The organism is Sphingopyxis sp. YF1, from assembly GCF_022701295.1.
GTDB lineage: Bacteria > Pseudomonadota > Alphaproteobacteria > Sphingomonadales > Sphingomonadaceae > Sphingopyxis.
On sequence record NZ_CP033204.1, the window covers coordinates 1691695 to 1713276 of the forward strand.

20 protein-coding genes are annotated in these 21582 nt (G+C 66.1%); all 20 read right to left on the reverse strand.

Going from position 1 to position 21582, the window contains the following annotated elements; all coding sequences use genetic code 11:
• Positions 1–588, reverse strand: a complete 588-nt coding sequence (locus EAO27_RS08230) for an acyltransferase (protein ID WP_242779440.1) — start codon at positions 586–588, stop codon at positions 1–3.
• Entirely contained in the window at positions 588–1280 is a 693-nt protein-coding gene (locus tag EAO27_RS08235; RefSeq protein ID WP_242779443.1) for an acyltransferase, read from the reverse strand. The genes EAO27_RS08230 and EAO27_RS08235 overlap by 1 nt, the downstream gene beginning before the upstream one ends.
• An 11-nt stretch (positions 1281–1291) precedes the next feature.
• On the reverse strand, positions 1292–2410 hold the full coding sequence (locus tag EAO27_RS08240) for a DegT/DnrJ/EryC1/StrS family aminotransferase (protein WP_278190143.1): 1119 nt from the start codon (positions 2408–2410) through the stop codon (positions 1292–1294).
• Complete coding sequence (locus EAO27_RS08245) at positions 2407–2970, reverse strand: acyltransferase (RefSeq protein WP_278190144.1); 564 nt, start codon at positions 2968–2970, stop codon at positions 2407–2409. Before EAO27_RS08245 ends, EAO27_RS08240 begins: the two co-directional genes overlap by 4 nt.
• Complete coding sequence (locus tag EAO27_RS08250) at positions 2970–4031, reverse strand: Gfo/Idh/MocA family oxidoreductase (protein WP_242779446.1); 1062 nt, start codon at positions 4029–4031, stop codon at positions 2970–2972. Before EAO27_RS08250 ends, EAO27_RS08245 begins: the two co-directional genes overlap by 1 nt.
• Before the next feature lie 70 nt (positions 4032–4101).
• The gene (locus tag EAO27_RS08255) at positions 4102–5088 is read right to left on the reverse strand and encodes a hypothetical protein (protein ID WP_242779449.1); all 987 of its coding nucleotides are present in this window, start codon (positions 5086–5088) and stop codon (positions 4102–4104) included.
• Entirely contained in the window at positions 5085–6038 is a 954-nt protein-coding gene (locus tag EAO27_RS08260) for an NAD-dependent epimerase/dehydratase family protein (RefSeq protein WP_242779452.1), read from the reverse strand. The genes EAO27_RS08255 and EAO27_RS08260 overlap by 4 nt, the downstream gene beginning before the upstream one ends.
• Positions 6017–6769: a glycosyltransferase family 2 protein gene (locus EAO27_RS08265; protein ID WP_242779455.1), complete on the reverse strand. Its 753-nt coding sequence runs from the start codon at positions 6767–6769 to the stop codon at positions 6017–6019. Before EAO27_RS08265 ends, EAO27_RS08260 begins: the two co-directional genes overlap by 22 nt.
• 29 nt (positions 6770–6798) lie before the next feature.
• Positions 6799–7893: a glycosyltransferase gene (locus EAO27_RS08270; RefSeq protein WP_242779458.1), complete on the reverse strand. Its 1095-nt coding sequence runs from the start codon at positions 7891–7893 to the stop codon at positions 6799–6801.
• Positions 7890–9293, reverse strand: coding sequence for a hypothetical protein (locus EAO27_RS08275; protein ID WP_242779461.1), 1404 nt, complete (start codon positions 9291–9293; stop codon positions 7890–7892). The genes EAO27_RS08270 and EAO27_RS08275 overlap by 4 nt, the downstream gene beginning before the upstream one ends.
• 60 nt (positions 9294–9353) lie before the next feature.
• Entirely contained in the window at positions 9354–10289 is a 936-nt protein-coding gene (locus tag EAO27_RS08280) for an acyltransferase family protein (protein ID WP_278190145.1), read from the reverse strand.
• A complete protein-coding gene (locus tag EAO27_RS08285) occupies positions 10286–11341 on the reverse strand; it encodes a glycosyltransferase family 4 protein (protein ID WP_242779467.1) in 1056 nt (351 codons plus the stop codon). Before EAO27_RS08285 ends, EAO27_RS08280 begins: the two co-directional genes overlap by 4 nt.
• 25 nt (positions 11342–11366) lie before the next feature.
• Positions 11367–12383, reverse strand: a complete 1017-nt coding sequence (locus EAO27_RS08290) for a glycosyltransferase (RefSeq protein ID WP_242779470.1) — start codon at positions 12381–12383, stop codon at positions 11367–11369.
• Positions 12380–13513 (reverse strand): glycosyltransferase, encoded by a 1134-nt coding sequence (locus EAO27_RS08295; RefSeq protein ID WP_242779472.1) that lies wholly within the window; start codon positions 13511–13513, stop codon positions 12380–12382. The genes EAO27_RS08290 and EAO27_RS08295 overlap by 4 nt, the downstream gene beginning before the upstream one ends.
• 70 nt (positions 13514–13583) lie before the next feature.
• On the reverse strand, positions 13584–14447 hold the full coding sequence (locus EAO27_RS08300; RefSeq protein WP_242779475.1) for an FkbM family methyltransferase: 864 nt from the start codon (positions 14445–14447) through the stop codon (positions 13584–13586).
• 58 nt (positions 14448–14505) lie between these two features.
• Positions 14506–15669 carry a hypothetical protein gene (locus tag EAO27_RS08305; protein WP_242779478.1) on the reverse strand — a complete coding sequence of 388 codons (1164 nt, stop codon included), beginning with the start codon at positions 15667–15669 and terminating at the stop codon, positions 14506–14508.
• A gap of 91 nt (positions 15670–15760) precedes the next feature.
• Positions 15761–17983 carry a polysaccharide biosynthesis tyrosine autokinase gene (locus tag EAO27_RS08310; protein WP_242779481.1) on the reverse strand — a complete coding sequence of 741 codons (2223 nt, stop codon included), beginning with the start codon at positions 17981–17983 and terminating at the stop codon, positions 15761–15763.
• Between the two features lie 26 nt (positions 17984–18009).
• A complete protein-coding gene (locus EAO27_RS08315) occupies positions 18010–18720 on the reverse strand; it encodes a polysaccharide biosynthesis/export family protein (RefSeq protein ID WP_242779484.1) in 711 nt (236 codons plus the stop codon).
• A gap of 101 nt (positions 18721–18821) precedes the next feature.
• On the reverse strand, positions 18822–20228 hold the full coding sequence (locus EAO27_RS08320) for an O-antigen ligase family protein (RefSeq protein WP_242779488.1): 1407 nt from the start codon (positions 20226–20228) through the stop codon (positions 18822–18824).
• A 69-nt stretch (positions 20229–20297) separates the two neighbouring features.
• On the reverse strand, positions 20298–21566 hold the full coding sequence (locus tag EAO27_RS08325; protein ID WP_242779491.1) for a nucleotide sugar dehydrogenase: 1269 nt from the start codon (positions 21564–21566) through the stop codon (positions 20298–20300).
• Positions 21567–21582: the final 16 nt, after the last annotated feature.

Below are 21582 nucleotides of genomic sequence, written 5' to 3' on the forward strand. Positions count from 1 at the left end.
TCAGTCGCCGTCGCCGCCGGGCGCGGCAAGCGCGGCGCCGAACCGGCCCAGGAACCGGTGCCGCAGGTTGCGGCGTGCAAAGGTCGGGAAATCGCGCGCGGGGATGTAGCCGTGCGCCGCGTCGGCGGCGATCGCCGGTGCGCGCCGGTCGTGGGTCCCCACGACGCGCGCGGGATTGCCGGTCAGGATGGCGCGCGGCTGGAGGCAGGATTTGGTCACGACGCTGCCGCGCGTCACGATGACATGATCGGCGAGCTCGACCCCGGGCAGGATCGTGCAGCCATCCTCGATGATGCAATGATCGCCGATCACCTGCGGTTCGACCTCCAGAAAGCTGGTCAGCATCGTCGGGTCATGATCGCCCGAGATCAGCCCGACCCCGCGCCCGATCGTCACGCCGTCGCCGATCACGATCCCCATATTGGCGCTGACATAGCATCGCGGCTCGATTCCCGGCCAGCTGTTGCGGCCCAGCAGCACGCGGTGGGGGTAGGACAGCTGACTGTCGGGATGCATCGGCCAATAGGCCGCGCCGTTGATCCCGATCAGCCGCTGCGCCAGCCGGATTTTCCACGGGACGGCGCGCATCAGCCGGTCCCCCAGATGCGGTCGAAGAGGCGCGCGTCGATCGCGGTGCCGCGCAGGCGGCCGATATCGTCGAGCGCGGTGTAACCGACATAGGGCCTGGCGCGCGTCCATCGTTCGCATGCGGCGGGATCGAGTCGCTTGATCAGTCGCGCGGGATTGCCCGCAACGATGCAATAGCCGTCGGGAAAACTGTCGGTGACGACGCTGTTCGCGCCGACGATGGTAAAATCGCCCAGCCGCACGTCCGGCGCCACCGCGACATTCATCGCCAGCAGGCAATATTTTCCGATGAAGATCGAAAAATCATCGGGCGCGGGCGGGGCAATGTCGCCGTCGCGAACCGATTGCAGCCGGACGTTCGGCGCCAGCTGCGTATAGTCGCCGACATAGATGCCGCCGCGTCCGTCGATGTCGCAGCCGACGCTCCAGCCCGGCGAGGTTTCGGGGCCGATCACGACGAAGCGCGAACCGCGGACGCGCGTCGATTTGTGCACGACCCAATAGGTATCGGCGTTGCGGCGCAGAATTTTTTGCCAGAACCACATGCCGAACCGCACATCGACCTGCGTCCGTACGGTGTCGACGAAATAGCGTTTGCCGGTGAAGTGATGGAAATTCCGTTCGAACAGCCGCCGTAGCCCGAGCAATATCGCCGCGGGCCAGCTCAGCTGCATGTTCAGAAGACGGCTCATGCTGCGCCCCGTCAGGCCGCCGAACCGGCCCCCGCCAGCACCGCGGCGATGATGCGGTCCTGTGCTTCGTCGGTCAGATAGGCGTGCATCGGCAGGCTGAAGACCTGCTCCGACCAGCGGTCGGTTTCGGCCATGCTGCCCGCGACGCGACACTTGTCCTTGTACGCCGGCTGGACGTGCATCGGTTCGGGATAGTGCACCCCGCTCGGCACCCCGGCGGCCTTGAGCGCGTCGAGGATCGCGGCGCGATCGGGCGATTTGAGCGCGAAATAGCCCCAGACGCTGGTGCGGTCCTCGGCGATCAACGGCAGTTCGAGCGCATTGTGCCCGGCGAAGGCGGCGAGATAGCGGCTGCCCAGCTCCTGCCGTCGCTCGATCTCCCGGTCGAAGATTTCGAGCTTGGCGAGCAGCACGGCGGCCTGGATCGTGTCGAGACGTCCGCCGACCCCGACGCGTGTGTGGTGGAAGCGCTTCGACTGGCCGTGGATACGAATCTCGCGGCACGCCTGTGCCAGATCGTCGTCGTCGGTAAAGATCGCGCCGCCGTCGCCGTAGCAGCCGAGCGGCTTGGCGGGAAAGAAGCTGGTACAGCCGAACAGCGACTGGTTGCCGCTGCGCCGGTCCTTGTAGGTTGCGCCGAAGCTCTGCGCGCCATCCTCGATCACCGCGATATCGTGCGGCGCCGCGATCGCATTGATCGCGTCCATGTCGGCGCACTGGCCGTAGAGCGATACGGGGATGATCGCGCGGGTCTTGTCGGTGATTGCGGCCTTCACCGCCTGCGGGTCGATCGTCGAGGTCGCGGGATCGATGTCGACGAACACCGGGGTCGCGCCGACGAGCGCGATGACCTCGACCGTCGCGACAAAGGTCGCCGAAGTGGTGATGACCTCGTCGCCGGGGCCGACATCGAGCGCCATCAGCGCGATCAGCAGTGCCTCGGTCCCCGAAGCGACGCCGATGCAGTGCTTCGAACCCGTGTAGGCGGCGAGCTTTTCCTCGACCTCGGCGACCTCGGGACCCATGATATACTGGCCATGGTCGAGCACCGCCTGGATGCGCGCGTCGACCGACGCCTTCACCGCGCGATACTGGGCCTTCAGGTCGTTGAATTCGATCACGTCGCTCATCGCGGAGAACATTCCTCGTCTGTTATTGCATAGCTCTTGTCGCAGGCGGAGCAGGTCACGTCGCCGGCGCCTTCAAGCCGGACGCCGCATTCGCACATCCAGCCGATCCGTCGCGCGGGCACGCCGACCATCAGCGCGTAGGGCTTCACGTCGCGATTGATCACCGATCCCGCGCCGACGAAGCCATATTCGCCGATCGTCACACCACACACGATGGTGCAGTTCGCGCCGAGCGTCGCACCCTTGCGTACGATCGTCTCGCGATACTCGTCCTTGCGCGGCACGGCGGCGCGCGGGTTGTAGACGTTGGTAAAGACCATCGCCGGGCCACAGAAAACATCGTCCTCGAGCGTCACCGCGTCATAGACCGACACGCCGTTCTGGATGCGGACGTTGTTGCCGATGGTGACGTCGTTGCCGACGTAGACATTCTGCCCCAGCGAGCAGCCTGCGCCGATGCGCGCGGTGCCGCAGACATGCACCCAGTGCCAGATCGCCGTGCCGTCGCCGATCTCGGCGCCCGGATCGACGATCGCGGTTTCGTGAACCTTCGCGGCCATCAATAGTCCAGCGGCAGCGAGACGCGCTTGCCGTCGCGCGCCGAGAGGTAGGCGGCGATCAGCACTTCGAGGCTGCGGAGCCCCTCGCGCCCGTCGGTCGCGGCGTCGCAATCGCCCGCGAGCGTGCCGATGACATTGTCGTAATAGAGCTGGTGCCCGAAGCCATAGACCGACCCGGTGTCATAGGAGGCGGCCGCGACCTCGCCGTCGTCGGGGTGCGGGGTGTCGAATTCCCAATTCTCGATCTTGTTGAGCGCGACGCCGCCGACCTTGACGCTGCCCTTTTCGCCGAGGATCGTGATCGAGCCCTCGAGGTTCTTCGGATAGGTGAGCATCGTGACGTTCATCGAGCCGAGCGCGCCCGAGCGCCAGCGCACGTTGAGCGCCGCGGTGTCCTCGACCTCGATGTTGCGCGCGAGCGTCGCGGTATAGGCGTGGATGCTCTCGATCGGGCCGCCGAGCCAGTCGAGCAGGTCGACATAGTGGCTCGCTTGGTTCATCAGCGCGCCGCCGTCGAACTCCCAGGTGCCGCGCCAGGCGGCGCTGTCGTAATAATCCTGCGGGCGCGTCCAGAAGACGTTGATCGCGACCATGTAGATGCGGCCGAACCGCCCACCCTCGACCGCGCGCTTGAGCAGCTGGAGCGTCGCGTTGCGGCGGTTCTGCTTGACGATGAACAGTTGTACGCCGGCCCTGTCGCACGCCTCGACCATGCGCAGCCCGTCGCGCCAGCGCGTCGCCATCGGCTTTTCGGAGACGATATGGCGCCCGGACTGGGCGATTTCGATCACCTGCGCGGGATGCAGTCCGCTGGGGGTGGTGACGATCACCGCGTCGGCGTCGGTGGTCTTCAGCATTTCGGTCAGCGAGGCGTGGCCGCGTGCGCCGGTACGCTCGACCGCCTTCGCCAGCGCGGCAGGATCGGTGTCGCAGACGTCGACGATCTCGGCGCGATTGCCGTGCGCTTCGAGCGCCGCGAAATGATTGGCGGAAATACGCCCGCAACCGACCAGCGCGAAACGTTGGCGCCGGTCCGTAATAGGCTGAATTGCAACGGTCATATGTTTGTCGTCATCCTGTTGCTGCCGCCCCTGGCGACGGCTGCGTCTATGAACAAGCTTCGAATAAAGATCAATCGGTGCGCGCCGTTCCGGCGCCGAACGCCGCGGCGAGAAGCGCGAGCGCCGCGAAGTCGAGGCCCGCGGTCCAGAAGGGCAGCGCCTGCCGGGCGACCCCGAGCGCAAGCGGCAGCTGGACGAGCATCGTCAGCGCGAACAGACCGTAGCTGACGCGCGCATGGCCCCAGCGCCGCTTGGCATGCTGATAGGCGTGTTCGCTGTGCGCCTGCGTGACATTCTGGCGCCGCAATGCGCGCCGGAGCAGCGTCACCGCGCTGTCGCACAGGAACACGCCCTGCATCATCAGGAGCGCGAGCCCGGCGCGCCAGTCGGCGGCGGCATAGGCGAGGGTGATCGCCGCGAGCAGCAGCCCGATCGGCGCGCTGCCGCTGTCGCCCATGAAGAGCCGCGCCGCGGGGCGGTTGTAGACGAGAAAACCGAGCATCACCGCGCCGAGCAGCAGCGCGGCGAGCGTGAAGGGGGTTGCCGGATCGATCAGCAACACCGCCGCGACGAAACCCAGCGCCTGGAGCGCGACGATACCGTCGATTCCGTCCATGAAATTGGTGATATTGGTCGAATAGACGAGATAGAGCAGCGCGACCGGCAGCGCCGTCCAGAAGATGGCGTCCGACGGCACCGTCCACGGCCAGAGCGCAAGAAAGAGCGCCGCGCAGCCGATCTGGATCGCGAAGCGGAGTGCGGCCGACAGCGGGCGCCGATCGTCGAGCCAGCCGAGCCACATCAGCAGCAGCACCGGCGGCACCAGCGCGATCGCCGCAGCGCGTTCGTCGGGGACGAGCGCGCCCGCGAGCGTCATCAGCGCCAGCCACAGGCCGAGGAAGACGAGACCGCCCCCGGTCGGGGTCGCGACGAGGTGCGCGCTGCGTTCGTTGGGCGTATCGACCATCGCCTGCTTCGCCCACCCGATATAGAGCGCGAGGAAGAGGATCGTTCCGAGCAGCCCGGCGGCGGCGAGCCAGAGGTGAAAGGGGGTCATGGCCGCGCCGCCATGTCCCGAAGCGTCGCCGCCATGGTGACCGGTGGCTGCCAGTCGAGCAGGCGGCGTGCGCCCTCGCCGTCGACGCATAACGGATCGCAAAGCCGGTCGATCGCGGCGCGCTGGCCGGTCAGGCTGCCCGCGAGCCGCAGCAGCGCGGGCGGGACGGGCAACAGCCGCGCCGGGCGTCCGTAGGCGTCGCCGATGCGGACGAGCAATTCGCGGACGCTGACATCGTCGCCGTCGCTCGCGAACAGCGTCGCGCCAGCGGCGGCGGGGTGGTCAGCGGCGGTGATCGCGAGCGACGCGAGATTGGTCACGGACACCAGACTTCGCTGGTTATGGCAAAGGCCAAAGGGCAGGGGGCGGCCGCGCGCCACCCACGACACCATGCGCGCGAAATTGGCGCGCACCCCGGGGCCGTAGACCAGCGGCGGACGGATCACGACGATCTCCAGCCCCGTATCGGCGGCGATGGCGTGGAGCACCTGTTCGGCCTCCCATTTCGACACGCCATAGGGATCCTGCGGCGCCGGCATGTCCGAAGCGGCAAAGGGGCCCCGTCCGCGTGTCGTCTCACCGTTGACCTTGACCGAACTGAGAAAGACGAGGCGTCGGGTTCCAGCAGCGGCGGCCTGCCGTGCGAGCGCTGCGGTGCCGTCGCGGTTGACCGCGCGAAAGGCGGCAAGCGGATCGGCGGCGCGGTCGTCCATCTGGTGCACGCGCGCCGCGCAATGGATCACGCAATCGACACCGGCGACCGCCGTGGCCCAGTCGGTGTCGGGGCCGATGTCGCCGACTACGACCTCTTCCGCGTCGCCGGTCGCCGTGCGCACCGCGAGCCGCACGGGCGTGCCTGCCGCGCGCAGCTGGCGCACGATCTCGGCGCCGACGAAGCCGGTCGCCCCGGTGACGAGCGTCCGGTCCATCAGGCGGTCCGGCGCGGCCAATATTGGAAAATCTTGGTCAGATATTTCGACCAGATCATCAGCGCATTGGTCTTCACCCCGTTGCGCCGGCACGCGACGCCGATTTCGCGGTTGATGATCTTGCGGCTTTGCAGTCCCTGGTTCGACACCCCGCCCGTCGCCATCGTCACGACGGGCGCCGCCACATGGCTCGCGGTCCGCGCGCCGGTGCAGAAGAAGCGCAGCATCAGGTCGTAATCGGCGGCGATGCGATAATCGGTCGAAAATCCGCCCATCGTGCGGAACAGGTCGGTGCGCATGTAGAAGCCCGGATGCGGGGGCATCTGGCCCCAGCTGAGGCGCCTGCGCCAGTTGCCGTCCCCCGAATAATAGCGCCGGCGTCCGGGTTTGTCGGGATCGACGATCACCACGTCGCCTTGCACGGCGTCGGGGTGATCCCGCGCGGCGGCGGCGAGCGCCGCGATCGCGCCCGGATCGCTCAGCCAGTCGTCGGCGTTGAGGAAGCCGACATAGTCGCCGTTCGCGCGCGCCGCGCCCTTGTTCATCGCGTCGTAAATGCCCTTGTCGGGCTCCGACACCAGCACGCCCCTGAACCAGTCGAAGCCGCGAATGCGGTCGGCGGTGCCGTCGGGCGACGCGCCGTCGATGACGATATGCTCGATATGCGGATAGGATTGCGCCGCGACCGAGCGCAGGCACGCCTCGATGGCGTCGCCGGGATTGTAGCAGACGGTGACGATCGAAAAGCGCACGCCGGGCATAAATCCCCAAATTTCCCCGATTAAACCAACGACGGGTTGGCTATCGCGTCGGCATAGGCATCGGCAAACTGCTTGGCAATGGCGGGCCAGTGCAGGTGATCGGCAACCCATGAACGGCCCGTCGCACCCATGGCGACCAGTTGCTGGTCGGGCAGCGCGGTCGCTTCGGTCAGCGCGGCAGCGATCGCGCCGGTCTCGGGCGCGCGCCACCAGCCGCAGCCTTCGGCTTCGAGGATCTGCCAGGGCGTGCCGGTGGTGGTGATCACGGGCAGCCCGTGCGCCAGCGCCTCGGCGGCCGAAATGCCGAAATTCTCGGTATAGCTCGGCAGCACGAACAGCGACGCGGCGTCATAATGCGCGCGCTTGGCGGCTCCGCTCGCCGGACCGGCAATGGCCACGACATCGGCGAGTCCGGCGTTCGCAATCTGCGCCTCGAGCACCGCGCGAAACCCGTCCTCGTCGGGGCCGACCAGCTGCAACCGCCACCCCGCCGGGCGCGCCGCGGCCCAGGCGTCGACCAGCATCGTCAGGCCCTTGACCGGGTGCAATCGGCCGAGGAACAGCGCGGTGCGCGTCTCGCCCGCGGCGCGCGGCGCGCGCGGCGGCTGGTCGGGAATGTCGATCCCGTTGGCGATCAGCAGCGGCTGGCGCTCGGGATAACGCTCGCGGATCTTGCCGACCTCGTCCCCGGCGGTCGCGTGCAGCCGCGCGGCGCTTTCGACGCCGCGTTTCTGATACAGCGCCCATGCCAGACGTTTTTTCCAGCGCCGGTGGTTCCATGCCCAGGGCTGCATCATGCCCCTGATGCTGAGCAGGCGCGGGATGGCGTGCGCGCGGCAATGCCGCTGGATCCGCGCCCCGTAAGGGAGCCACAGCCCGTTGTCATGGACGATGTCCCAGCGTTCCGCGCCCAGCACTGCGCCGATCGCGCCCGTCGCTATCGCCACGCGCCCGCTGGGGTCCATCGCGCGCACCCGGTCGGCGCTTCCGTCGGCGGCCCAGACGGTGACGTCGTGTCCCAGCGCGCCAAGCGCCCCGGCCAGCCGGCCCACCGAATAGGCCGGGCCGCCATGCTCGAGCCGGAAACTGGGGTTCGTCAGCAACAAGCGCGTCATGACAGGCGCGATCGGGCCTGTTCCTCGGCGAACTTGCGGATATCGAGATAGCGTTCGAGCATCTTGGCGATGATGAAGCCGACGATCAGCGAAGCGTAGAAGGAGGAAAAAACGGCAGAGAAGGGCGCCAGCGGCTGGACGAGCGCAAGCGCGCCGACCGCGAGCGGGACCGCCTCCGTCATGCGCCCCGTGACCATCGCCCGGTAACAGCGCAGATCGATCCATCGCGACAGGGCGGCAAAGAGCAGGCAGACGATGAACACGCCCCAAGTGCCGAAATTGACATAAGATTCAAAGAAGGGCCCAATGCCATAGGTCGTATTGCCGCTCGCCTGATAGCCGGTATGGCGCGTGATGAACTCCGAACCGCCGCGTTCGGGTTTGGTCGTCCAGATAACGCGCGGAACAAAGGCGAACAGGCCCGCCATCAGCGTCGCACCATTTTCATAGGTGTCGGGCTGATATTCCAGCTTTTCGACCGCCATCCCAACGAAGAAATTCTGATTCAGGCGTGCGTCGAGCGCAAAAAGCTGATCCTCGTCGGAGCTCGACAAAGGCGTGAAACGAGCGAGGGCGTTACCCAGTCCGTCGAGGCGCTCCTCGAACGTCGAGGTGGGTTCCCACACCACGTCGCGAAACTCATCGCGAACCAGCAGATAATTGATCGAGAGGAAAACGAAGAGGTACGAGCCGAGCAACAGGGCCAGCAATGCCCGCCCCACACCGAGACGCCGACCGACCAGCGCAAGCCAGAAGCAACCGATGAAGATGATTGTCGCCAGCGCCTCGGCCAGAATGGCGCTTGCGAGGAGGTTGGTCAGCGGAATGACAGCCGCAATCAAGCCGATCTGCCATAGCCGCATGCCTTCGCCGAGCCAGACGCGTCGCAACAGGGCGAAACAGAGCGCGATCGGTAGCAGGCTGCGGCTACTGAAAACGACTGCCCCGAGGCTCGGGATCGCCGAAATCTGGGGCAAGGCCAGCACGAGAACAAAGAAAAAACCGCCGACCAGAAGCATGCTGCGTTCGGCCAGGCGCAGGAAGCGGGCGGGATAGTGCTGACGGTCGAATTCCAGTCGGTAACTCTGTCCGAAATAGGATGTCAGCCATATCCCGAGCGCCATCGCGACATAGCCGATCGTCGAGACCTGAAGCCCCTTGGCAACCGACACCCGCGTATAGCCGATGCTCGCGAGAAAGGGGCTGTGCTGGTGAAAATAGTCCGAACTCAGGTGCACGATTGCGCCGAAATGCATGACGAGCAGACCCAGCATCACCGCAATGGGAAAGCCGAGCGTTCCCTTTGGTGACTGAATCAGATGAATCACCGTGCCGACGAAGGCCGCAAGGCCAACCACCAGCCAGAAGAGAATCGTCGTTTCAGGACTCGTGAACAGCATGCGCGATGCTAATGCCCGCCTATGGCGGCGCTGTCGAGGGCAAGCCGCCGCACCGGCGGATCAGGCGGGCCGGCCGAGCAGCCATTTGCGTGCCGGAGACCAGCGTGCGAGCGCGAGGTGGAGAAGCGTTCCGCCGCCGACCGCCAGCAACATGATCGACGGCCATGCGAGCCATGGCTGAAGCAGATAATAGATCGGCAAATGGACGTACATGATCGTCAGCGACGCCGTTCCCACGCGATCGAGCCAGGGCACCGGGACCAGCGACAGGATACAGATGATTGCCGAGCCCGCGAACGCGAGCAGCACCGATTGGGGCAAGTCCCCGAAACGCAGATATTTATAGTCGACGGGGCCGGTGTGCGATTGCAGGATCGCAAACAGCAGCAGCAAGCCGGCGAGCCATATCAGCGCTTTTCCGCCACCAAATGAGGCCGACGTGCCGAACGTGTAACCGGCATAGGCGAAGGGCAGGGCCATGCCGACGGTGAGAAGTCCCCATGGATTATATATGACCATGGTCGACAACCATGCTGCGACGAGCGCGATCAGGATGACCGCTGCGACTTGCTGCCAGCGCGTGAGGTGCAGGATCCGGTCGAGCAGCAAAAGCGTGGCGAGCAGGCAGGGCGGAAACCAGAAGATGCCATAGGCGCCCGTCAGAAATGTGCCGCCCAACAGGAAATGCAAGGGACCAGGTATGGGAACGCTCTGCATCATCACGCGGTTGGCGACTGCGAGGATAAGCGTGATCAGGATGCCGAACGCGAGATAAGGCAACAGCAGGGATCGCGAACGCTTGATCACATCCGCGCGTCCCCCGAACGGTTTGAACGTCATTCCGGACAAGAGAAAGAACAGCGGCATGTGGAAGACATATATCGGGTGGTGAAGTGCGGTGATCGGCGACACATGTCCGATCACGACCAGCATGATGCCATAGGCCTTGGCGCGATCGATCCACAGCGCGCGTTCCGGCTTCAGCTTGCTGTTCAATCGGAGCTCCCTTTGTCGCGTGCATCGACGAGCGATCGTATCGCATGTTCGACGGCTGCACGAAACGCGGGGAAGGCAAAAATGTCGAGCGCCTCGCGCGGCGGGGCCTGCGTCGACAGCAGGGCTTCGACGCCCGCGGCGACCGCCGCGCGATCGCCGGGATCGACGAGGAGGCCGAGCTTGCCGTCGAGGAGCGCGTCGCGGCCGCCGTCGGCGACGCTGCCGAGCACCGGGATGCCGCAGGCGAGCGCTTCGAGAAAGACGATGCCGAAACCTTCGCCGCGGCTGGGCATCGCGAATGCGTCGGCCAGCCGGTAATGATCGACCTTCTCGGCACGATCGATGAAGCCGGCGAATGTCACGCAGTCGGCGATGCCCAGTTCCTCGGACATGGCGATCAGGCGCGCCTTGTCGGGTCCTTCGCCGGCGACCAGATAGTGGAGGTCGGGACGCCGGTCGCGCAGGTCGGCCATCGCCAGCAGCATCTCGTCGATGCCCTTGTAGCGTTCCTTGCCGGGAAGGCGCGCCAGCGTCAGCACGACGCGCTTGCCCTGCAGGCCATAGCGGTCGACCAGATAGGCGGGCTTCTCGCCCGGGGTGAAATCGCCAAGTTCGACGCAGTTGTGGATCAGGCGCATCGGAACGTCGGGCATCCACCCGCGCATCCGCTCTTCCGTCGTGCCGCTGACCGGCCAGATCTCGGTCACCTTGCGGGTTGCGGCCAGCCGCGCCGCATTGGGGGCGTCCCATACTTCGATGCCGTGCGCGGGCAGCGCCACCGGGATATTCATCCGCCGCGCGGTGTCGACGACCAGCGGTACAAGATTGATGTGGCCAACGAAGACCAGGTCGGGCCGCCAGACCGTGCAGTGAAACAGCGTTTGCGCGGCAAAGGCGAGCTTGTCGACGCCGCTGTGGCGATCGGGTTTGCGGCACACGATCCGCAGTTCGGCGTCGCCGAACGTGCGAATGGCATCGGCGACATTGCGGTTATACTGCGCAATACCGCTCGCGGCGCGATATTCCTCGTTGAGCAGCAGCAATATCTTCATCGGTCTTTCACCAAAGAATCGCCGGTCATGATCTTCCCAGCGCCTCGATCGCCGCGAGCATGGTCCGTGCGCGGTCGTCGAAATGCGATTGCAGGTCGATCGTCCGCTGCCGCGCGGCGCGGCGGACGCTCTCGGCTTCCTCGACCGGCATGGCGAGCAAGGCGCGCGCCTCCGCCAGCATCTCGTCCTTGTCGGCGAAATAGAAGGCGTCGCGTCCGCCGATGAAGAATTCGCGATGTTCGGGGCTGTCGGGGCCGAGACTGATCCCGCCGACGGCAGGCACTTCGAAGGTTCGCAGGTTGTGCGAGCCTTCGTTGTGCGGGCGGAACAGGTTGAGCTGAAAGCGGTACCGGCGCAGGATACGGAACATGCCGGTTCCGCCCTCGGGGGTGCAGAGCCGCAGCATGGAGGTCGGCGACAGGAATTTGTGCCAGTCGTAGCCGTAGAGATCCATCGCGACCCCGTTTTCGGTCAGATGGCGGATCGCTTCGGCCCTTTCGGCGTCGGGGTTGCCGTTGAAGCAGCCACGCACGACCTCGGCCTCGGCGGCCAGATCGGCGTAGAGCGCATCGTCGATCGCATGCCCGAAGGGCAGCACCACGACCTTCTGCCCTGGATTGGCGGCCTCCAGCTCGGCGCCGATCGGCCCGCTGTAGGTCATGTAGAGCGCATAGAGCGGCACGCTGTCACGAACATTGGCATTGCCCGAACCCGGCGAAAAGAAGTGGAACGGGTGGTCGGGATTATAGTTGACGAGCGTCACGCCGCGCGCCGCGATCCGTTTCAAAAGAGCCGGCGAATAGTCGAAGCCCTTGAACACGACGAGCACGTCGGGCCGTTCGGCGTCGACAGCCTCCTCCAGCCGGCGCGCGGCGGCCGAGCCGGTCAAGCGTTCGACGCGGCGGAGCATGCGCCCGATGAGCGAGGTGGGGGCCTCGCCGATGTCATAGGCCGCGACGTCGGCGCCGGCGTTCACAAGTCCGCGATGATAGCAATCGGGAACGGCCCAGCGATTGCCGCTGACGGGGGTCAGTATCTTCACCGCGCGGCTCCGCCCGCGCGTTCCATGATCTGCGTGACGGGCGCAAGCTGCGCGTCATAGGCCCAATCGCTCGCGATCCGTTGCCGTGCGGCTTCGCCCATGGCGCGGACCGCGTCGCGGTCGGCGCCGAGCCGCCGGAACGCGCCGGCGATCGACGCGGCGTCCGCGGGGTCGCAGGCCACGGCGTAGCCGGGATCGACGAACATCTTTCGCCAGTCGTCGCCCGGCCCCACGATCAGCGCCAGTCCTTGCCCCATCGCATCGAAACTCTTGTTCGATGCCCCCGCCATGAAGCGGAGGTTGATGTCTTCGGCATCGGTCGCGAGAGCCGCGAAGGTCGCATCATAGTCGCGCAACGCTTCGACCAGCGCATGATAGGGCATCGCATCGCGGATATGCAGGCGGCCCGCGCAGCCGCGCTCGGCCGCGAGCGCCCGCAGGCGGGCGCAATGGCCGCGCGACGAGACGGTTTCGTAACCGATCAGCGTCAATTCGACCGCGGGAACGTCGGCCAGCGCCTCGATCATTGCAAAGGGAACGCGATGGACGTTGATCGACCCCGCATAGACGACGCGCACCGGCCCTGCCGATACGGCGGGGCGGGGCGGTCCGACCTCGTCGCGCGCGGGCGTGTTCCATGCGATGATCGGCGCGCGGCCGGGCGCCAGCCCCGCATCGCGCGCGAGCAGCGCGCCGCGGTCGGCATTGGGCAGCACCACCGCGTCCGCCCGGCGCGCCATCGCGGCGCGGGCGTTCCATTGCAGCCGCAGCCGGAAACTCTCCGCGAACACCGGCGAATCATGCTCGTGATAGACGATGCCTCCGCGATAGAAGGTACGGAGCGGGGCGCAGGCGAAGGCCGCCATGCTGTCGGCGACATACAGGCAATCGGGTTTCCAGCGCCGGACGATCGACAGCGCCCGGGCAGCGAATTGCAGCGGCGCCAGCTTGTTGTAGGCAATCCAGTCGCAATCCCCGGCGAGGTCCGCCCCGATCGCGAGCGGATCGCCTCCGCCGAAGTCGACCCCCAGATAGCGGACCTCGTGCCCCGCCGCGCGCCACAGCCGTCCGGCTCGCATCGCGACCGGGAAGGCGCCCGGGTTTGCATATTGGATATACAGGATTTTCATAGCGCGGGCCGGTCCCTACACAGCGCGGGGGCGTCGGGCAACATGGCGCGGCGTCCGGCGCGCTATGTCGCTAGAGCGCTATTCCGTGGACGTCGATCGCCGGGGCGGACCGCAACCGTTCGGCGACGAAGGCCTCGTCACGGATATAGAGGCTGTTGTTCGCCATGCTGACCGGCGCGTCGCAGAGCCGGCGGGTGAAAGGATCGTAATAACGCCGCACAAAGCCGTGCGCAGCGAAGGTGCGTTCCATGTCATCAGTGACCGTCTCGGCCTCGATCGCGCGCAGTTCGGGCGACGCCAGCGTTGCTTCGGCACCGGCCAGAACCCGCGGTTCATACCCTTCGACATCGACCTTGAAGGCAATCGGCACCGCGCCGTTCATCGCCCGATCGAGGGTCGTGCCGTGGAGCAGCACGCTGCCGGGCTCGGGGTTCGCAAGAACATGGTTTTCGGTTCCCATGCCCGTCGAAAACCACAGGTCGTGGTCGGCATGGCTCAGCGCCTGCTGGTGGAGGTCGACCAGCCCCTCGATGGAGTTGAGTTCGACGTTGCGCCGCAGGATATTCATCGTGCCGCCATCGGGCTCGAAAGCCGCGACGCGCGCACCCGACACCTTCGCGGCGAGCACCGAGTAGCTGCCGATGTTGGCGCCGACGTCGACGAACAGGTCACCCGGGCGCAGCAGGTGCAGGACGAAGGCCATGTCGGCGAATTCGTGCAGCCCGAAATAGAGATTGCCGGTGGCCCCCGTCATGCCATGCTGGGCGAGCAGCTTGCTGCCGCCGATCCAGTCGCACACCATCGCCCCGCGGTGAAAGCGCGAGCGAAGCTGCCATCGCGCGATACGCGCCAGCGTGCGCAACCGCTGCCGCTCGCCGATCGGATGCGCCATGGCGTAGCGCAAGAGGCGCCGGATACCGAACTGCTCGCTCATGAGGTCAATTCCGGGCCGGTTGCTGACGGGGCAGATGGGCGGGCCGGGCCATCGTGGTTCACCGGACCGGTTGCAGGTCGACCGACTGGAACTCGGCCTGCAGCGCCGCCGAGCCGAATCCGGCTCTGGCGCTCAGGCTGACCCAGTAGTTCCGGCACGGGGTTGCCGGCACGACGAAATCCGTCGTCTCCGCCGCGTCACGGCGCGCGAAGCGAAGTTCGGCGAGCGCGCCGGGGCCATCCTTTTCCGCGCAACCGACGTTCCAGAGCAGTTCGGCATCGTCGTTTCCGGTCAGCATGCGTCCCCTGGCCGCAAAGCGATAGTTTCCGGGTACCAGTTCGACGAGCTGGCGCGCGACCAGATTGGGCTTTTCCTGGTCCGACATCACCAGCAGGCGATTGCCTTTCTCGGTCTTTTCGATGTCCGATCCATAAGCGGCTTCGCGAAACAGATGCCAGTCGAGCGGGGGATAGGGGCCTTCCGCCTCGAAACGGCTGTTGTGGATGATGGCCCCTTTGGCGCGCGTGGCGGGGTCGGTGATCGCCCGCTCATAGGCGCGCGCGGCAGCAAAGTCCTGTTGCCCGACCATCAGGCCGATGAGGGTGCGATCGAGCGGGCGATAGTTTTCGGGAAGATCCTTGCGGATCGGCAGCAATATCTGCGCGAGCGCGGCGGCGTTGCCACGCGCGGTTCCGACATAATAACCCAGGAACGAAGCCAGCCAGTCGGGATCGGCCCGGAACACCCGGGAGAAATGCGGGCGCATCTCGGGTTCGACCATCGCCTTGGCGAGGATCGGGAAGAGCAGCGCCTGGCTGCGCTGCGACGTCCGCAGCGAGGCATCGACGTCGGTCATCGCCTCGTCCATCCGTCCGCGTTTCACCGCATCCTCGATGAGCCACAGGTTTGCGATATAGTCGCGGCGGGTCAGATAGGTTGCCGCGAGGATCGCCGGCTTGGCCGGCTTGCCGCTGCGCGCATCGTCGAGCGCGATCATCCGGTAAGCGCCCGCAAGCGTCGGATTGCCGTCCAGCGCCTCGCGGCTGAGCGCCGCCGCTGCCTTCGTCTGGCGCGCATCGCCCGTGGCATAGACGAGATCGTTGGCGAGCTGTGCCTTCGCGCTGGCGTTGAACGGGTTGAGCGCGAGCGCACGCGGCGCGCTGTACACCGCCATCACCGACGAGGCGGTAAACAGCGTCACCCCTGCCAGCAGCGCGGCCATCGCCGTACCATAAGCGATCGCTCCCCGTCCCGGCAGGCGAGGCGCCGGGCGCCCACCCGTTCGCCCGATCTGCCTGCCGCCCGCCGCGCGCCTATTCGCCCGGCTGTGCGTCGGCATAGCCATAGCCATATTCATAACCGTAGCCGTAATAGGCCCGCTTCTCGTCGAACTTGGTCAGTACCACGCCGAGCAGGCTCGCACCGGCACTGCGCAGGCGTGCGAGCGAATAGCGGATGGCATTGGTGCGGGCGCCTTCAGCCTCGACGCAATAGACGACGCCGTCGACCTTGCTGCCGAGCAGCGGCGAGTCGGCGAGGCCGAGCACCGGCGGCGCATCGAGAACGATGTGCTGATAGTGCGGCGCGAGTGCTTCGATCAGCTCGGCGATGCGGTCGCTCGACAGCAGTTCGGCAGCGTTCGGCGGCATCGGGCCGGCGGTGATGAACGGCAGCCCGTCGGCTTCGTCATGATGGATCAGCGACTGGATGTCGTTGTTGCCCGACAGGAAGTTGCTCGTCCCGGCGCCGTTGGCGACCCCGGCCATGCGATGCACCGACGGCGAACGAAGGTCGCAATCGACCACGATCGAGCTCCGTCCGATGCGGTGCAGCGACAGTGCAATGGCGTAGGATGAGGTCGACTTGCCTTCGCCCTTGCGCGTCGAGGTGCACATGAGCGAGCGCGGCACACCCTGGCTGGTGGAGAAGCGCAGCGCGGTCTGGACCGACAGATAGGCTTCGGACTGCGACGACTTGCGGTCGCGGACCTCGTCGATCGCCAGTTCGGCATCGGTGTCGGGGATCACGCCCAGCAGCGGCAGGTCGGTGACTTCCTGTGCTTCGGCGGGATCGCGGACCGTGGTGTCGATCTGTGCGAGGATGATCGTCAGCAAGGCCGAGAGGGCGAGGCCGATCAAGAGCGCGGTGAACATATTGTTCATCAGCTTCGGACTCGACGGACCGCCGGGCTTGAGCGCGCGGTCGACGATCGCAACATTGTTCGTTCCGACGCCGCCCGCGATGCCGACTTCCTTGTAGCGCTGGAGCAGCCCGTCATAGAGCTGGCGGTTGGTGTCGACCTCGCGTTGCAGGATGCCATATTGCACCCCGCGGCGACGTTCGTCGACCAGCGACGTACGGGTTCCTGCGACGCGTTCGCGCAATTCCTGCTCGCGGGCGACGGCGGCATTGAAGGCCGCACGCGCCTGCGCCACGGTCGAGCCGCCGGTCTGGTTCTGCTCGGTGGCAATCGCGCGGTCGACTTCCTTGATCTGGCGGTCGAGCGCCTGCGCCGGCGGATAGTCGGGCTGGAAGATCACCATCAGCTTGGCATATTCGGCCTGCAGTTCAGCCTTGCGCTGACGCAGCGACGTGACACCCGAGCTGCCGGCCGCAACAGCCGAAGCCTGGCCGCCCGCCGCCTTCAGCGCGCCCTCGGCGCTGATGCGGTCGATCGTCGCCTTGTTGAGTGCATCGTTGAGCGCGACGAGATCGGTCGCGGTGATCGAGCGCTCGACGCTGGGGGCCTTGGGATCCGAACTGTCGGACTGTGCGATGGTCAGGATGCCTTGCTGTTCGGCATAGGTCATCATCTCGCGCTCGGCCGTTTCCATCTTGGCCTTCGTCGACGCGAGCTGGTCTTCGAGGAACCGGCGGGCATAGGACGCCGAATCGTAGCGCCGTTCGAGATTGGCGGCGATGAAGTTCTCGGCCCAGCTGTTCGCGATCTTGGCGGACAGCTCGGGATCGGGCGTCGACACCGAAATGTCGACCAGCGCCGATCCGATGATAGGCTTGATCTGTACCGCATTCGAGAGGCGGCCCGCGACGCTGCGCGTGGCGGCATCGAGTTCGGCCTTCGACATCACGCGAAGCGACGAGGGCGGCGCCTTGCCGCCAAAGGCGGCCAGATAGGCGGGGTCGCGTGCGAGGTTCAGGCTCTTGGCCACACGCTCGGCCTGCGAGCGCGCGCGCAGCAGATTATACTGGGTCTGGTAGAATTCCGCCTCGACGCGCCCGCCGCGTTCGGGCTCGACCCCGGTCATGTTGCCGAGCACCTTCGATTCCGAGCGTGAAATCTCGATCCGCGCGGTTGCGGTGTAGATGCGCTCGGCGAGCATCGTGTAGATCGCGCCCGCGACCAGGCAGGCGACGATCGTCCCGATGATCACCCACTTCCAGCGCAGCGCGACGCGCCAATATTGCAGGATCCACGGCATCGCGGTTGCGAATCCGCTGCCCTGCTTGACCTCGGCTTCGGTGCCTGGGCCGGCAGGAACGGCCATGATCGGCGGCTTGGGGAATGAATCGGTCATGGGATGCGTTCGAACTTCCTGCGGAATTAGCGGATAAGCGCGATGAGCGGCGAGACGAACAGCGGCGTCGTCGACAAGATGTCCTTGAACAGACGCCGGGCCTGCGAATCGCCGACGATGATCACGTCGTTGGCAAAGACTTCGGGGTCGTCATACTGGCCGGAGCGGATGGCCTTGAGGTTGTAGAGCGCAGCCATACGCTGCCCGCCGACGGTGCGGAAAATCACGACATCGTCGAGCTTGGCAAATTCGGTGGTTCCCTTGGCGAGGGCAACCGCACGGATCAGCGACATTTTGCCGACCACCGGGAAAAGTCCGGGGTTCATGACCTGACCCTCGACGGTCAGGACCTGGCTGACCGATTCGGTGACGTTGACGGTGACGTCCGGACGGCGGACGAAACGGGCGAGCCGTTCCTCGATCGCCTCGGCAAGCTGCATGCTCGTCTGGTTCGTTGCCTTGATCTGACCGATGAGCGGTAACTGGATCATTCCCGATGCGTCGGCCTGCACCTGCTTGCTGAGGTCGGGCACGCCGTAGACGTCGACGCTCAGCCGGTCGAAGGGGCCGATCAGATAGGGCCGCGTTTCACCGACGAGATCGGTACCCGACGGTGAGGGCAGGGCGTTGCCCTGATAGACCTGAAGGGTCGGAGTGCTCGCGAGTTGCGGGCGGCCGCCACAGCCCGCCAAAAGGCTGGTGGCGAGCAGGCAGGCGATAGCCGGACGAAGGTTCACCGAAGCATATTCCCTTTTTTGTTACCACCTTTGCGGCCTGCGCCGGACTAGCCCGCCCGCTCCGCAAAGGAAACCGCAAAATCACCGCACCCTAAAGCCGTTCAGCGGAACCCCGCGGCCGTCCGTTGCCCCTTGCGCCGCTCGCGCGGAATGTCGGGACGGCGATAGAGAAGCGCCGTGGCGAGCGCCGCAAGCGCGGCGAGTGCCGGCGTGCGCAGCGGATAGTCCACCAGGCTCGCAGCTGCAAAGATCGCGAGCATCATCAGCATCGCGACGACGCCGACGCGGTCGGAAGCAGCCGACCGTTCGTGCCCCCACGCGGCGCGCGCGGCGCGCAGTACGATCAGTACCCATCCGACCAGAAGACCCAGCGCCGGCAGGCCCCCGTCGATCAGCAGTTCGAGATAATCGTTATGCGCGTGGTTCAGATATTGCAGCGACAGGAGCTCGACCGGCTCGGCGATCTTGTAGGCCGCTTCGAAGCTGCCGAAGCCGCTGCCGAACGGTGCATAATGCCAGATGAGCTGGTTGAGTACAGGCAGAACCGCGAAGCGCAGGTCGGAAACGACTTCACCCTGGTCGAGCCGGTCCATGAAGCCGGCGCCGAAGACGAGCATCGCGACGCCGCCGAGCAAGGTCGCGGCGATCGTGCCGAGCAGGGTCAGGCGCACGAGCCAGGCCGCTGACTCGGTCCCCGCTGCCGCCCCACGCATCCGGTAGAGAAATACGCTCGTGGCAAGGAAGCTGGCGCCGCCGATTGCGAGACCGGCCCGCGAACCCGCGGCCATGATCGCCAGCATGATACCCACACCGCCGAGAACGCCAAGCAGCGTCGAGGCATGCGTTCCCGCGCGGTCGTTGCGGCCATGGATATACCACAGCAACAGCGGCCAATAGAGCGCGAGGAACACGGCATGATGATTGCGGTTGGCGAAGAAGCCGACCGCGGCACCGACATTGGTGATCCGGTGGAAATAGGGCGCGCCTTCGCCGGCGAGCATCTGCAGCACGCCGAGCATCGCCGCGACCGCGAGAAAGGCGAGCAGGCGCAGCGGCAATTGCCGCAGGCTCGAATCCGACGTGCGGCCGATCACCAGTACCACGGCCAGCGGCACGAGCAGGTCAAGCAGCGAATGGATGGCGCGTCCGGGCGACAGCGCGAGCGGCCGCCAGCCGATCTCGATTCCGGCTGCCGCCATTTTCGTCGCCAGTTCGCCATGCCCCGGCAGCGCCGACCAGACGCCCGGGGGCAGGGGGACAAGCTGGATGAACATCCACGCCGCCGCCGCTGCAAGCAGCAGAAGGAGCGGACGATTGCGGCGATAGAGCGAGCGCTCGGCGTCGGCCCACCAGTGCGGCAGCGACACGGCGATTGCCAGCACGGCCAGCGCGCGCACGAACACAAGGCCGACGCTGTCGACGCGTGCCGAACCGCCGAACAAGAGGATTGCAATCAGGAAAACCGCGAGGAACCAGCGGTCGAACAGAGACTCCCGGGAACGAGACATTCAGGCTTCCATTATTGTCGTTGGCCGGAGCTTTAGGCAGGAATTGATCCGATTGCCACCCCCGGAGGCTCAGATCGACCAGTAACGAAGATCGGTAACGGCTACGTCTGCGGCGTCCCGCCACATGCGCTTGAGGTCGGCGATGAGGCCGCCGGGGCGGAGTATCCGCGAAAAGTCAGCTGTTTCCAGCGCGCGAAAACTGTCGTGACGCACCGCGCCGATCACGCAGTCGTATCGATCCGCGGCGTCGATCGGGGTGAGTTCGAGATCATATTCGTGCCGCGCCTCGGCGGGATCGGCATGCGGGTCGTGCACCGCGACACGGTGGCCGTGACGGCGCAGCGCCGTGACGAGGTCGATAACCTTGCTGTTGCGCAGGTCGGGGACATTCTCCTTGAAGGTCAGCCCCAGGATGAGGATGTCGGCCCCGTCCTTGGCGAGCGCCCTGTGCAGTTCATCGGCCATCCATTGCGCCATGCCGTCGTTGGTCGCCCGCCCCGACAGCACGACCTGCGGGTCGATGCCCAGCTCCTGCGCGCGATGGCTCAGATAATAGGGGTCGACGCCGATGCAGTGGCCGCCGACCAGCCCCGGTTCGAACGGCAGGAAATTCCATTTCGTGCGCGCCGCATCGAGGACATCCCACACCGAAATATCGAGCGCGGAGAATATCTTGGTCACTTCGTTGATGAAGGCGATATTGATGTCGCGCTGGGCATTCTCGATCACCTTCGCGGCCTCGGCGGCACGGATCGAGCGCGCGCGGAAAACCCCGCCGCTCGTCACCTTGCCATAGACGGTGGCGAGCAGTTCGGTGACCGCGTCATTTTCGCCCGCGAGCACCTTCATGATGCGGTCGACGGTATGCTCGCGGTCGCCGGGGTTGATGCGCTCCGGCGAATAGCCGAGGAAGAAGTCGCGGCCGCGTTTCAGCCCCGACAATTCCTCGATCATCGGGCCGCAGATATCTTCGGTCACGCCGGGATAGACGGTGCTTTCATAGACGATGGTCGGCGTCCTGGCGGGGTCGATCAGCGCGGCGACGGTGCGCGTCGCGCTGCGCACCGGCGACAGGTCGGGGCGGTTGTCGGCGTCGATCGGCGTCGGCACCGTCACGATATAGAGGTCGGCGCCGCGGCAGTCTTCGGCCGCACTGGTCAGCGCGAGCGCCGATTGCGCGAGCCCGTCGGCATCGACTTCGCCGGTGCGGTCGTGCCCTGCCGCGAGTTCGGCGATCCGGGCGGCATTGCTGTCGAGCCCGACGGTGTCGAAATGTTTGGCGAGCTGGACCGCGAGCGGCAGCCCGACATAACCCAGCCCGACGACGACAATCTTCATTTCGTTATTCCTGCGC